The sequence below is a fragment of the Thermicanus aegyptius DSM 12793 genome, assembly GCF_000510645.1.
Classification (GTDB): domain Bacteria; phylum Bacillota; class Bacilli; order Thermicanales; family Thermicanaceae; genus Thermicanus; species Thermicanus aegyptius.
This window is the reverse complement of sequence record NZ_KI783301.1, coordinates 1,711,635-1,725,403: the sequence shown is the minus strand read 5'-3', so window position 1 is coordinate 1,725,403 and position 13,769 is coordinate 1,711,635. Positions and strand designations below refer to the sequence as shown.

Genomic DNA, 13,769 nt, shown 5'->3' with positions numbered 1-13,769 from the left:
GTATTGGTGAAAGAAGGAAAATTCGACAAAGGTCAAGAATACTTTAAGAGTATAGATACTTTTTTACAATGAGGGATTCCATGTTTACTCATTTTCTAGACAACCTGGCAAATATCCTCTTTCTTTATCTCATTCTTAATCAAATTGACGAGCTGGAAGCTAGAGCAAAACCAAAAAGGAGACCTTTGTTCGACGTTTTACGTATCTTTTCCATCTCTCTCCTTGTCGTTCTCATGTTTGAATCTTTCCTTTATGACGGGTACTTTTTTGACCTTCGCATGCTTCCTCTATTTATTCTTTCTTTTCTTAGAGGATACCGCATTGCCATTCCCGTTCTCATCCTCGTCGCTTCTTATCGCATCGTTCTATCCGGTGCGGGTATGATTCCAGGAATCTTGTTTGGGATTGCCGCACCGACGATCATCGGACTAATTGGCTATTCAGGGGGGCTCGATTTTTTTAACCGGAAACATTTTTACCCGCTCTTTCTCCTAAATTGGATCGTTAGTTTCGGAACGATTCTCATCCTGCCCATTGGCTCAGACATCATGAGCAAAATCGGCCTTTCTCACTTTCTCACTTATCTAGTGGCAGGAATTGGTCTTCACAAACTCTTTGCGGATCAATTCCATCGCAAGCTGGCCGATATTGCCTTAAGGGAAGCGGAGGAGCAGTTGGAGAAGATCATTTCGATTATTCCTGACGCTCTTTTGGTTGTGAGAAAGAACGGAGAAATCCTTTATGCCAGTCCGTCTGCGGGTTATCTCTTTTCTACATCCGATCATCACCGATTGTTAGGATCGTCCATACTTGAAAAATTAAATGAGGAGAGCAAAGCCTCCTTGCTAAAGAAATTGGAAGAAATCGAAGCAGGAAAAGAACCTGAGTTGGAAGAGCTCCTCATTAAGAGAGAGGAAGGTATGCCCCACTTTGTAGAAATGAACGGGAGGGCAATCCATTATCAGGGTGGGAAGGCAATTCTCCTCGTCTTCCGGGATATTACCGAAAGAAAAAAAACGGAAGAAGAGATTAGAAATCTGGACAAGCTCTCTATGGTCGGTCAATTGGCAGCAGGGATCGCTCACGAAATCCGCAATCCCCTCACATCTTTAAAAGGATTCCTCCAATTGATGGAGGAAGGGGGTGAAACAAAAGAATACATTCCCATTATGCTGGCAGAATTAGAGCGGATTAATCTGGTGACGAGCGAACTGCTCCTACTTTCCAAGCCTCAGATGGTTCAATATCGTAAACAAGACATCGTAGTCCTTCTATCCGAAGTCATCTCACTCCTTCGGACCGAGGGAAATCTAAAAGGAATTGAAATTTCCTTAAAAACACTCTCTTCTGTGGAGCCGATGTACTGTGAGGCAAATCAATTAAAACAAGTATTTATCAATCTCATTAAAAATGCCATCGATGCCACGCCGCACGGGGGGAATATCCACATCATCGTGGAGATGGCAAATCAGGACATGATTCGCATCTCTATTCGTGACGAAGGAGTAGGAATTGCTCCCGAACTTCTTTCTCGTTTGGGAAAACCGTTTTATACCACGAAAGAAAAAGGTACCGGGCTAGGGTTAACCGTCTGCTTTCAGATCGTTCGCGCTCACCGAGGCGAACTCCAATTCGAATCGGAGCCGGGCAAGGGGACAACCGTCACAATTCTTCTCCCCGTTTCTCTTCAGAAAACATGATGAGGGATTTTTATTTTCCCCATGGGCATCCCTTAACAGGCTAATGGCACGAACCCAATAGAAAAAGGTTCGATGAAAGGAATGACGGATTACGGAGAAAGGACCTGCCCTCATGGCAGGTCCTTTCTCTTGCCCTATTTCAAGATCATCCCTTTTGTCTTAAAGATGATTCCACCCTTCTTTCTCCCAGTAGCTTTTCATTTCTACAAAGGAGAAACGCTTTCCGTCAAAAACCATCTCTTCCGGCTGATACCTTTTATAGACCCAATCAAGATAAGCCTTTCTCATCGCAAGTTTAATGGTAGAAAAGCGTTGTTCAAAGGTATCGCTTAATGAACGAAAACGATAAACAACCGTTCCCATTTCGATCACCCTTTCAAAAACCAGTGAAGTTGGTTTCAATGATTATAGCACAGACTTTTCCCTAAGAAAAGAGCTTATTTTGTTATATCACAGATGTTCATTTTAAATTTTTTATACAACAAAGGATTGACAAGGGAATGGTGTGTAATAGTATAATAGGATTACAGTCCGTTCTATATTATAACAAGGAGGGTGGAGAGATGGAAACGGAAACGGAAAGGAAAGCCACAGGGATTGAAGTGAAAGGACCATACGATCCCGGGTTCTCCGAAATTCTCACGGAAGAGGCGTTATCTTTTGTAGAAGAACTGGTACGCCGTTTTCGACCCAGGCGAGATGAACTTCTGGCTTTACGCCAAAAGAGACAGACGGAGATCGATCAGGGGAAGATGCCTGACTTTCTCCCGGAAACAAAGGAGATAAGGGAAGGGGATTGGAAAATTGCTCCCATTCCCGATGATCTTCAGGATCGTCGTGTAGAGATCACCGGTCCGGTAGATCGAAAAATGATTATTAACGCTTTAAATTCCGGGGCCAACGTCTTTATGGCAGACTTTGAGGATGCCACCTCCCCAACGTGGAGAAACATGATCGTAGGACAGTTAAACCTAAGAGATGCGGTAAACCGAAAAATTACCTTTACCAGTCCTGAAGGGAAAGAGTATCGCCTCAATCCTAAGATCGCTACGCTCATCGTACGTCCCCGGGGATTGCACCTCGATGAAAAACATATCTTCGTCGATGGAAAACCGATCCCCGGTGGGTTTCTCGATTTTGCTCTTTATTTCTATCATAATGTAGATCAGCTTTTGAAAAACGGTACGGGTCCTTATTTCTACCTTCCAAAGATGGAATCCCATCTGGAAGCTAGGCTTTGGAATGAGATTTTCCTTTTCGCTGAACAAAAAAAGAATATTCCTATAGGAACGATTAAAGCGACGGTTTTGATCGAAACCATCCTTGCCGCTTTTGAAATGGATGAGATCCTATACGAATTAAAAGAGCATGCAGCCGGTTTAAACTGCGGACGCTGGGACTACATCTTTAGCTTTATCAAAAAATTCCGCAATCACCCTGATGTGATCTTCCCAGATCGTGCCCAAGTTACCATGACGACTCACTTCATGCGCTCTTATTCCCTTCTCGCCATAAAAACGTGCCATCGCCGCCATGCCCATGCCATTGGCGGAATGGCTGCCCAGATTCCGATTAAGAATAACCCAGCCGCCAATGAAGAAGCATTTGCCAAAGTAAGGGCAGATAAGTTAAGGGAAGCGACCGATGGTCATGATGGAACATGGGTCGCTCATCCCGGACTCGTTCCCGTGGCTAAATCGGTCTTTGATGAACATATGCCTCAGAAAAACCAAATCCATCGGAAACAGGAAGATGTTGCGGTTGCAGCTCAAGATTTATTGCAACTTCCCCAGGGAGAAATCACAGAACAAGGATTGCGGACCAATGTGAATGTAGCCGTCCAGTACATGGCTGCCTGGTTAAACGGTACAGGTAGTGTCCCCCTCTTTCACCTGATGGAAGACGCCGCTACGGCTGAGATTTCCAGAGCCCAAATTTGGCAATGGATTCACCATCCGAAGGGAATTTTATCCGATGGTCGAAAGGTAACTCCTGAGCTATTTGAACAAATTGCCGCCGAAGAAATGGGTAAAATCAAAGAACAGGTTGGAGCGGAAACATTTGCCCATGGACGTTATGAAGAGGCATTGCAGCTGATCCGGGATATTTCGTTGAAAGATGAATTCGTTGAGTTCCTCACCCTCCCTGGATATGAGCTCTTGGATTAATTTTTCTTTCGCATAATGCCCACTTGATTACATTCGTTACGTGTTTTCTTTCACAAAAAAGATTGGAGAGGAGAATGGATGATGACGTTGGATTACACCTTGAAGAGGAATGTGGAGAAAGAGGCGGAAGAACTACAGAAAGAATGGGAAACAAACCCCCGCTGGGCTGGAATTAAACGGGAATATAAGGCGGAGGACGTGATCCGTCTTCAAGGTTCCGTGAAAATTGAATATACTTTAGCTCGCCTCGGGGCAGACCGTCTTTGGAAACTGCTGCATGAAGAACCCTTTATCCGTGCCCTGGGAGCATTGACAGGCAACCAAGCCGTTCAGATGGTAAAAGCCGGACTGAAGGCCATTTATTTAAGCGGGTGGCAGGTGGCTGCCGATGCGAACCTCGCGGGGCAAATGTATCCGGATCAAAGCCTTTACCCTGCCAACAGCGTTCCCCACGTGGTGAAGAGAATCAATCAAGCCTTTCAACGGGCCGACCAGATTCAAACCGTTGAGGGAAAAGGGGATACCTATTGGTTTGCCCCCATCGTTGCAGATGCTGAAGCCGGTTTTGGTGGGCCGCTTAACGTCTTTGAACTGATGAAAGCAATGATCGAAGCGGGCGCCGCAGGTGTTCATTTTGAAGACCAGCTCTCTTCCGAAAAAAAATGCGGCCACATGGGGGGGAAGGTTCTCATTCCCACCTCTCACGCCATCCGTAACCTGACTGCCGCAAGACTTGCCGCCGATGTGATGGGGGTTCCTACCCTTCTCGTGGCACGAACCGACGCGAATGGAGCTCATCTTTTGACCAGTGATATCGATCCGAGGGATCAGGAATTTATTACCGGCAAGAGAACCCCTGAAGGATTCTATGAAATCAGAGGAGGAATTGAGAACGCCATTGCCAGGGGCCTCGCCTATGCTCCTTATGCCGACCTGCTGTGGGTAGAAACCTCCGAACCCAATCTGGAGGAAGCTGAGAGATTTGCCGATGCCATTCATAAAGAATACCCAGGCAAGCTTCTCGCCTACAACTGCTCTCCCTCCTTCAACTGGAAAAAGAAACTGGATGAAAAGACCATCGCCACTTTCCAAGAACAGATCGCGGAAATGGGATATAAGTTCCAATTTGTCACCTTGGCCGGCTTCCATGCTCTCAACTTCAGCATGTTCGAACTGGCCCGCGATTATAATCAACGGGGCATGGCCGCATATTCCGACCTGCAACAAAAAGAATTTGCAAGTGAAAAATATGGATACACAGCTACCCGTCACCAACGTGAAGTGGGAACAGGCTATTTTGATGAGGTCTCTTTGGTTGTATCCGGCGGTCTTTCATCAACCACTGCCTTAAAGGGTTCAACAGAAGAAGAACAATTTACCGGTGTAAAATAGTCCGATCAAATCGAGTTGACATCTCCAAATTGAGATCAGAATGAACTAAAAAAGGATATCGTTCATAAAAAGGAAGCGGGAAAGGAGGAATTTTACCTTTCCCTTCTTTTTATTGGATACGGTTGGAAAAGAAGGAATCTAAGTTAACACCGCTAACTTCTTCCGCCAAACGGATAAAATCTTCTTTATGGGCAATCTTCCCACGGAACTCTGCCACGTATTTTTTCATGAAGTCGTTAAATTTTTCTCTTCCCATTTTCTGTTCCAATTCATAAAGCATTAGACTCCCATAGAGGTATATGTCCCTATAGTATTGACTCCAGGTGGTATACCCCAGCACCGAAGAAAGCTTTGGCTTCCCATCTTTCTCCCATCTTTTTTTTATTTGGAGATAGTAATCGTTTAAACCGGATCCTCGGATGAAGCGATCCGTATAATAGGTTACGATCGCTTCATCCAGCCAAGGTTCCATGACCTGATCATTCCCGACCAAGTTGTAAAACCATTGATGGGCAACTTCGTGGACTACCGTTTCCCCTTTATATTTGGACCGGTCCAGCAGAATCAATCCGGGGTACTCCATTCCGGAGATAAACATTTCATTTTCAAAAAGGGTTAATCGCTTATACGGATACTCCCCCACCAAATTCTTCATAAAGCGGAGCATTTCTTCCGCCTGATCCAACCCTTCTTGAGCTGCCTTTTTTGACAACTTGTAGTAGTAGAATTGGAGCAGCACCCCATCCTCCGTCAGTTTGCTGACCACCTGATGTTGGGCGGTGAGGGCAAATGCAAACTCCCTAACCCCTTCGGCATGCACCTTAGCTATTTTCTTCTCCCCTTCGCTTCTTTCCTCTTTCTCACCGGTAGAGATTAGGGTATACCGGGACGGATATTCGATCTCCACATGATAATCGGAAAATTGGGAAAAGAACGGATCACCCGCCTTCTCATAGGCATAGGAATGCCACTTCCCATCATAGACGGCTAAAATGGGAAGGGCATTGCCAAACCAAAACGAATCCCCCTCCTTCCCCATCCGGTGATGAATGGCAGGCAGTTCAGCTTTCCAACTGATTCGAATCTCCTTTTTCTCACCCGGTTTCCAATCTTTGAGTAAGATCAACTTCAAATCTGCGTTTTCCACGGTGTAAGGAACAGGTTCTCCATCCAGCAACACCTGGGTCAATTGCAGAGAAGAATAGGAAAATCCTCCCGGATAAACCTTCGGCATAAATTCGTTAAAGACCGGCGCAGGCTCCCCTTTACCAAAAGCTCGTAAAAAAACCTGCAGATGAATTTCCCGGGTAGGGATATTGGTTCGATTCCAAGTCTGAATGAGGGAATCACCTGTAAGAATCCGATTTTCAGGCTGAAAGGAGAGGTGATGGGTATACGTGGGAGAAGGATCTACTCCTTCGTTTTGTGTAAAGGCATTTGTCCCCTGGGGATTCATAAAATCTATTTCTTCCGAATAGATTTTTTCCCTTACGAAGCCAACCCAGAGCAACGATGTGTAGACCGTTATCAAGCCTATGAGAACATATATAACGAACAACGATAAAATTCGGCGAAAACGCACTCCTTCTCCCCCAGTCTTGCTGCGATCTCTTTTCTATATTATACCTAAGAGTGGAGGAAGGGAGAATAGAAGGCTTCATATCCTAGGAAAAATGATCCATATCCCTCCCTCCCTCCATTCCACCCTGCTCTTCTCCTTTCTCACCGGGACAGGTAGTTGAAGAACCCGCTCCTCTCTCTTATACCGTTTTGATATCTGATAAAAATGGCTCCGTTCATCTTCTATTCTCCTTTCTTGCCGATCCTCCATCTTGATGCGAAGCATGTTTCCTTCCAGATCAAAGTGAACCTGTTCCTTTCCGATAGGTATCGGCAGGTGAATAAAAACTTTCACCTCATCATCTGAAACCTCAATCTTCTCTTCGACGAAAGCCCAATTTTGAAGTGACGGCAAATCATTTCGCAAGAATTCTTCCCATTCCTTTTCGATCTTCTCCCAAATTTGAGGGAAGCTGTGTCTCTTCCCTTGCAAAAGAGATCCCTCCTCACATCATTCTCCGTTTAGTGTATGATGAGTCGGCACGGGAGGATGAAATAAAAATCAAAATTGTACCCATGCCCATGAAAGGGAAAGAAAGATGAAACGCCCCTGCGGATTAAGCGTATGTATGCTTAGGAAGTGAAAAAATTCTTTAAGAAGGGAGGAATCGAAGATGGGATGGAATATGCCGCTCTTATGGATTAGTCTGGGGATTATCCTGTTGGCCGTTGAGATCTTTACCTTAACCTTTATTTTGCTTTGGATCGGAATAAGTGCCCTCGCTGCAGGGATCATAGCATTCTTTATCCCTGCACCCGGTTTCCAGTTATTGATCTTCTCCATAAGTTCCATCCTTCTTCTTCTCTTTACTCGCCCCCTCACCCGAAAATGGCGAAGCCGCTCTCCGAATGTTCCCAGTGGAGTTTACGCTTTAATTGGTAAAGAAGGGCATGCGGTAACCGAGTTGGAAGAATCAAAAACAGGAGAAGTAAAAATTGGCGGTGAAATATGGAGCGGCCGCTCCATCTCCGGCCTGATCAAGGAAGGGGAAAAGATTGTGGTTTTAGATGTTCAGGGTGTTACCCTCATCGTCGGAAAAGAAAAGGAGGATTTATAAAGATGAATGATTATATCTCCGTTTTTAATGTGATCGTTCTCCTCATTGCGCTCTTCGTAATCATCATTCTTTTCCGCTCTGTCCGAATTGTGCGGCAGGCGGAAGTATATGTGGTTGAACGCCTTGGGAAATTCCACCGTTTAATGGACAGTGGAATTCATCTGGTCATACCCTTCATCGACCGTATCGCCTCCATCAAGGATTTACGGGAGAGGGTCGTAGATTTCCCGCCACAAAGCATGATTACGAAGGATAATGTGAGCATCCAAATCGACACCGTTGTCTACTATCAGATTACGGATCCGATCCGAAATCAATATGAAATCTCCAATCCCATTACCGCCATTGAAAATCTTACGGCAACCACCCTTCGTAACTTGGTGGGTGAATTGGACCTGGACCAAACGCTTACTTCCCGGGATACGGTAAATGCGAAATTGCGTTCCGTTCTTGATGAAGCGACCGATAAATGGGGGATTAAAGTAAATCGGGTGGAGATTAAAAACATCCTTCCACCCCGAGATATTCAGGATGCGATGGAACGGCAGATGAGAGCGGAGCGGATACGCCGTGAAGCGGTTCTCACCGCCCAAGGGGAAAAAGAAGCAAAAATTTTGCAAGCCGAAGGGTTAAAGGCCGCCAAGATTTTAGAGGCAGAAGCGGAGAAAGAGGCCCAGATCCGCCGGGCCGAGGGGGATCGGGAATCCCAGGTTCTGCGGGCGATGGGGGAAGCCGAAGCGATCCTTCGTATTTCCGAGGCAAAGGCCCAAGGACAAAAATTGGTTTACGAAGCGATCAAAGAGGTAGCCCCGACGAAAGAGGTAGTACAGCTTCGCTCCATGGAGGCTTTGGAGAATGTGGCCAATGGCCAAGCGACCAAATTAGTTATCCCCACGGATGCTACCTCTTTCTTAGGATTGATTGCAGGTGCAAAAGAAGTGCTGGATCAGAAATAAGCACACGAAAACCAATAGGAGCATGCACGGGGGCATACGCAGGGGGCCCCTGCTTTTTTTTATATGCTTTCGGGGACCTTTTTTCCCGTTTATCTTCCTTTCTTGTTTCGTGAAAAATCGCAATTCTTTCGTTGGTTCCAACGTAAAAGTGGTATAGTATTCGCTTAATATTGAATTATGGAAAGGAGCTATCTTTTTTAATTTATTACAAATAACTGGAACGGGAGAAAAAAAGATTCCTTTCTACGACTTGATTCTGGCCATCGTCGGAGGATTCGTTGGGCTTTATTGGCTTTTCTTCTATGATGAATTGGTAAAAAGAGCCGGGAATCATACTCTCCTCGATCGGATACATGGGAAGTGCTTAGGAAAATCTACCTTTTAATTCCTATCGCAGCCATTATCTTCTTTTTGGCCATCAATTTAAGCCCGATCCGCTCCGCCATTTATGCGATTATCGTAGCTGTGATCATCGGGATGATTCAACCGGGACCAAACCGCTTAACCATCCGGGGTCTATTCGAAGCGTTAGAAAACGGAGCCCGGTCGGCCATAGGGGTTGCAATCGCCTGTACGGCGGCAGGAATAATCGTCGGGGTTATTCTCCTCACCGGAATCGGACTAAAAGTGGCCAACGGCCTAGTTGATTTAGCGGGCGGAAATGTTTTTCTTACTTTGGTCATGACCATGGTAGCCAGCCTCATTTTAGGTATGTGGGAACCCCTACTACGGCCAATTATGTCATCACATCCACCATCGCTGCACCCGCTCTCATTCATTTAGGAGTTCCCATGTTAGCCGCCCATCTCTTCGTCTTTTATTTCGGGATCCTTGCCGACATTACGCCTCCAGTAGCTCTCGCCGCTTTCGCAGCATCGGGAATCGGTCAAAGTGATCCTTTGCGAACCGGTGTAGAATCAACCCGCCTTGCGATCGCCGCCTTTATTATTCCCTATATTTTTGTCTATTCACCCCAAATGCTCCTGATCGGAACCGAGTGGTATGAAGAGATTCTCATCTTCATCAGTTCTACTCTAGGGATGATGTCGATTGGAGCAGGCATGATCGGGTTCTTGATTAAACCCCTCCACATTCTTTTACGGCTTCTCCTGATCGGAACGGGGATCCTTCTTTCTCGTCCTTCCGGAACTCCTCTCCTCTTTATCAGGTCTGCTCTTGTTTGTTGGCATTCTTCTATATCAACATTATTTCCAGACACAAAAAACCCCCAAAAACCTTTCATCCGAATAAAAAAGATAAAAAAGCCCAGGAACCGCCTCCCTCTTTTTCCTGGGCTTAACGTTTCAATCACATTCTCCTCAATTTTTCTTTCAGTCGTTTCATTCTTCTCTTCATTTCTTCCAATTCCCCTTCGTCCTGCTTCCCCGCTTTCAAAAAGGAGCGACGGGATAGTAAAAGAGAGAAAGCTTCTTCAGCAAAGGCAAGGGCGGTGTCGTAATCTTTTCGACGATGCTCATAAAATTTTGCCAATTCCACATAAGGTCCTTGGTGAACAAAGGAGGCTTTTCCCTGCAGCCGAATCAACTCTTCCCAAATGGAGACCGCCGTTTCCAAATCTCCTCTTTTTTTATATACAAGGGCAATTTCGTGAAGATAAGACCGTTTTCGGTTTTCAGGTCGTTGAAGAAGTGTGTCAAATGCTCGATCGGCTAAGCGATGGAGTTTCAATCCTTCAAACCAATTTCCTAACCGAAACAGCTCCTCTTCTTCCCAGTGGAAGAAGTTCTCTTCATCGCGAAGCAATTTAGCCAAATGAATGGAAAAAGAGATGAGGGTTAACAAGTCCCATTCATTATGGCGAAACACACCTTTTAATAAATGAAGATTCCCCTCCGCCAGAAACTGCATGTAGTAGATGGGAACATAAAGGCCAGGAATGTCCTCCATTCTTTTCACTCCAAGACGTTCCGCTTCCACTTCCCCTAAACGGCAGGAGGAAAGAAGACCTCTCCATAGGCTTCTCGCAGGGTATAATAGGTCGATATGCGATTTCGGTTCTATCGTAGGGTGAAATCGGTACAGGATCCATCGGTTCTTTAAGAGCGGCCAATCAAAAGACTTTCCGTTATAGCTGATGAGATGGGGATGGGATTCAATCAGATGTTCCATCTCATAGAGCATAGCCGCCTCCTCGGAAGGATCCCGGAGAAAGTATTGTTCTAACACCACTTCATGGGGATTAAAATAGGCGGTACCTACCAAGAAGGGAAAGTTTCCCACACCGGCGCTTAGTCCGGTCGTCTCGGTATCGAAGAAGAGCCATTCTTCTAATTTACCGATCTCTGGAGATAAGAGAGAAAGAGCATCAAAAACCCTCGTTAACTCCCCCAGTTGATATCTTCCGTGCAACGTATGGAAGGGCAGGAGACGACGAAGGCGTAAGAATGAACCAAACTCATTTTCCACGACCTGCACCCTAACATTTTTCGATCCGGTCCATTCTTCCGCCGAAGGGCCGGAAAAAGTTGAAGACTTTTCATCTACTTGGGGAATGGTCTCCCTCTCCTCAATCTTTCTCTCCCCTTTTAATCTATGAAGCCGTTCCCTGATTTGACTCATTCTCATTCCTCCAACTCCTGAAGAAGACGAAGGGTATGCTCCTTCCCGCGAAGTCCCACCTCTTCAATGGGACCGACGCAGGCGGGGCAACCGCTTAGGCAGCCGCAAGAGGAAATAAGGTCCCTCGCCTGGCGCAGCAATTCTTCATGGAGATCGAAAAGCCTTTCCGAAAGCCCTATCCCCCCCGGATAACGGTCGTAAAAGAAGAGGGTGGGCTTTTTGTTATGGATGGCTCTTACCTGCGGAACGACATGAATATCTTTCGGATCGCACATCAGGTATAAAGGAGCCAGATGAACCATCACATTGGCTAAACCGAGGAGGGCATATTGCAGATCATTCGGTGACCATTGATCGGTTAACTCATCTCCTAAGGAAAACCAATAGGCGCTCGTATGCAATTCTTCCTCAGGAAGATGGATCGGTCCAGATCCGATGTTCTCATGGGTTCTGAGGCGAATCTTTTTAAAGAGGGTGGCCATCGCATTTACGGTCACATCCCCAAAAGAACGAACTACTTTCTCCTCTTCCGATTCCTTAAAGATTTGCAGGACTTGAAGTTGAACGGCCAAATTGGCATCGGTAAAATAATCGACATTAACTTCCCGGACATATGCCTTCTTTTCTTCATAATCCAGCTTCTCTACCTGGTATTGAACCCCTTCGTGGATGTAAATCGCCTCCTCATGGATGAGCGTAGGAGCGCTAAAACGATCTACTTCGCCGATCACCCGGCTTCCGTGGGTGATGTCGATAATGATGAAATTTTCCTGGGCTGCCGAACGTAAAGAGATTTCATGCGCTGGAAAGGATTGCTCCATCCAATACCATCGGTTTTTTACCCGGTGGAGGATCCGTTCTTCGGCGAGAAAGGTAAGGATCTCTTCCACCGGTTCTTTGCCAAAGCTTTCTCCTTCTTCAAAGGGAAGCTCATAGGCTGCGCATTTCACATGGTCCACGAGGAGTATTAAATTATCCGGCTCGATGCGCGCTTCTTCGGGATTGGCCTGAAAGAAGAATTCCGGATGTTGAATCACATACTGGTCCAGAGGATTGCTGCTCGCAACCAGGATAGCGATCGATTCTTCGTTCCTCCTCCCTGCCCTTCCCGCCTGTTGCCATGTACTGGAAATCGAACCGGGATAGCCGTTTAAGACGACCGCCTGCAACTGCCCAATATCGATACCAAGTTCTAAGGCATTGGTGCTTACCACCCCCCGGATCTCTCCTCTGCGCAAACCTTGCTCAATTTCCCGCCGCTCTTTGGGCAAATACCCTCCCCGATAGCCGCGTATCGATTTACTTCCCAATTCATCCTTCACCAAGTCCAATAAATAGGTGAGGAGCACTTCCATCCGCACTCGGCTGCGGGCAAACACGATCGTCTGCAAGCCATGTTTTAACAAAAAACCGGCCAACTTCCTCGTCTCTAAAAGGCTGCTTTTGCGGATGCCGAGCTGCTTATTCACCACGGGTGGATTGTAGAATAGAAAATGCTTCCTCCCGGAAGGGGCACCATTTTCATCAATGAGCCGGAGCTTTTCTTCGATCAGCCGCTCCCCGTGTTCCTTTGGATTGGCGATGGTGGCCGAAGCGAGAATAAATTGGGGAGAAGAACCGTAGAAGCGGCAAATCCGCTTTAAACGACGAATTACATTGGCTACATGGCTTCCGAAAACCCCCCTATAGCTATGCACCTCATCAATCACCACAAACGCAAGGTTTTCAAAGAGCTTCACCCACTTGGTGTGGTGGGGGAGAATCGCTCCATGAAGCATATCGGGATTGGTAACGACAATGTGTCCGGCATTTCGGATCACCTGTCGAACATTGGGAGGTGTGTCCCCATCATAGGTATGGGTTTTTATATCGGTCCCCATCAGGCCAATTAACTCATGAAGTTCGCTTACCTGATCCGAGGCGAGGGATTTCGTTGGGAATAAATAAAGGGCCCTGGTTGATTCATCTTTAAGTATGCGATCGAGGACAGGCAGGTTATAACTTAATGTTTTTCCAGAGGCGGTGGGGGTAACCGTTAAGATATTTTCACCCGCCAAAAGGGCTTGGTACGCCTTCGCTTGATGCAGATATAGGCGGGAGATTCCCCGCTTCCGAAGTGCTTCCCGCAAAGAAGGATGAACCTCCGGAGGAATATCGGAATATTTCCCTTCCTTAGGGGGAATGGTATGCCAATGGGTGATATTCTCCATAATGGAGGGAGTCTCTTGGATAAGTGCGATTAATTCCTGGATCGAAGAGACCTTTCCGGTAAGTCGATTCATTCCCTCTATCTCC

General features: G+C 46.3%; 12 protein-coding genes and 1 pseudogene. 7 read left to right on the top strand and 6 right to left on the bottom strand.

Annotated features, from left to right (window positions below):
* Positions 1-80 precede the first annotated feature (80 nt).
* Entirely contained in the window at positions 81-1,700 is a 1,620-nt protein-coding gene (locus tag THEAE_RS20575) for an ATP-binding protein (RefSeq protein ID WP_052329894.1), read from the top strand.
* A 159-nt stretch (positions 1,701-1,859) separates the two neighbouring features.
* Here THEAE_RS20575 and THEAE_RS0109260 read toward each other — a convergent pair whose 3' ends face one another.
* Positions 1,860-2,063: a hypothetical protein gene (locus tag THEAE_RS0109260; RefSeq protein WP_028987258.1), complete on the bottom strand. Its 204-nt coding sequence runs from the start codon at positions 2,061-2,063 to the stop codon at positions 1,860-1,862.
* A gap of 200 nt (positions 2,064-2,263) precedes the next feature.
* Between THEAE_RS0109260 and aceB the strand changes: the two genes are divergently transcribed.
* Positions 2,264-3,868, top strand: a complete 1,605-nt coding sequence (gene aceB / locus THEAE_RS0109255) for a malate synthase A (protein WP_028987257.1) — start codon at positions 2,264-2,266, stop codon at positions 3,866-3,868.
* An 81-nt stretch (positions 3,869-3,949) separates the two neighbouring features.
* Positions 3,950-5,260: an isocitrate lyase gene (aceA, locus tag THEAE_RS0109250; protein WP_039944404.1), complete on the top strand. Its 1,311-nt coding sequence runs from the start codon at positions 3,950-3,952 to the stop codon at positions 5,258-5,260.
* A 109-nt stretch (positions 5,261-5,369) separates the two neighbouring features.
* Here aceA and THEAE_RS0109245 read toward each other — a convergent pair whose 3' ends face one another.
* Both THEAE_RS0109245 and THEAE_RS0109240 read right to left on the bottom strand, forming a co-directional pair.
* Entirely contained in the window at positions 5,370-6,842 is a 1,473-nt protein-coding gene (locus tag THEAE_RS0109245) for a M1 family metallopeptidase (protein WP_028987255.1), read from the bottom strand.
* 75 nt (positions 6,843-6,917) lie between these two features.
* Positions 6,918-7,313, bottom strand: a complete 396-nt coding sequence (locus THEAE_RS0109240) for an Hsp20/alpha crystallin family protein (protein ID WP_005584705.1) — start codon at positions 7,311-7,313, stop codon at positions 6,918-6,920.
* A 181-nt stretch (positions 7,314-7,494) separates the two neighbouring features.
* Between THEAE_RS0109240 and THEAE_RS0109235 the strand changes: the two genes are divergently transcribed.
* The 4 genes and pseudogenes from THEAE_RS0109235 to THEAE_RS23695 all read left to right on the top strand — a co-directional run.
* Complete coding sequence (locus THEAE_RS0109235) at positions 7,495-7,938, top strand: NfeD family protein (RefSeq protein WP_028987254.1); 444 nt, start codon at positions 7,495-7,497, stop codon at positions 7,936-7,938.
* Between the two features lie 2 nt (positions 7,939-7,940).
* The gene (locus THEAE_RS0109230) at positions 7,941-8,894 is read left to right on the top strand and encodes an SPFH domain-containing protein (protein WP_005584708.1); all 954 of its coding nucleotides are present in this window, start codon (positions 7,941-7,943) and stop codon (positions 8,892-8,894) included.
* Positions 8,895-9,254: 360 nt separating this feature from the next.
* Positions 9,255-9,677, top strand: coding sequence for a TRAP transporter large permease subunit (locus THEAE_RS22005; RefSeq protein WP_028987253.1), 423 nt, complete (start codon positions 9,255-9,257; stop codon positions 9,675-9,677).
* Positions 9,608-9,826: pseudogene (locus THEAE_RS23695) on the top strand (TRAP transporter large permease subunit); the annotation flags it as partial. The gene THEAE_RS22005 and the pseudogene THEAE_RS23695, both read left to right, overlap by 70 nt.
* 32 nt (positions 9,827-9,858) lie before the next feature.
* On the opposite strand, the gene THEAE_RS23270 reads toward THEAE_RS23695, so the two are convergent.
* Genes THEAE_RS23270 through THEAE_RS0109205 form a run of 3 tightly spaced genes read right to left on the bottom strand, consistent with a single transcriptional unit; the run spans position 9,859 to position 13,756 of the window.
* On the bottom strand, positions 9,859-10,206 hold the full coding sequence (locus THEAE_RS23270) for a hypothetical protein (RefSeq protein WP_028987252.1): 348 nt from the start codon (positions 10,204-10,206) through the stop codon (positions 9,859-9,861).
* Positions 10,203-11,474, bottom strand: coding sequence for a ribonuclease H-like domain-containing protein (locus THEAE_RS20565; protein ID WP_052329892.1), 1,272 nt, complete (start codon positions 11,472-11,474; stop codon positions 10,203-10,205). Before THEAE_RS20565 ends, THEAE_RS23270 begins: the two co-directional genes overlap by 4 nt.
* Before the next feature lie 2 nt (positions 11,475-11,476).
* The gene (locus THEAE_RS0109205; protein WP_028987251.1) at positions 11,477-13,756 is read right to left on the bottom strand and encodes a DEAD/DEAH box helicase; all 2,280 of its coding nucleotides are present in this window, start codon (positions 13,754-13,756) and stop codon (positions 11,477-11,479) included.
* Positions 13,757-13,769: the final 13 nt, after the last annotated feature.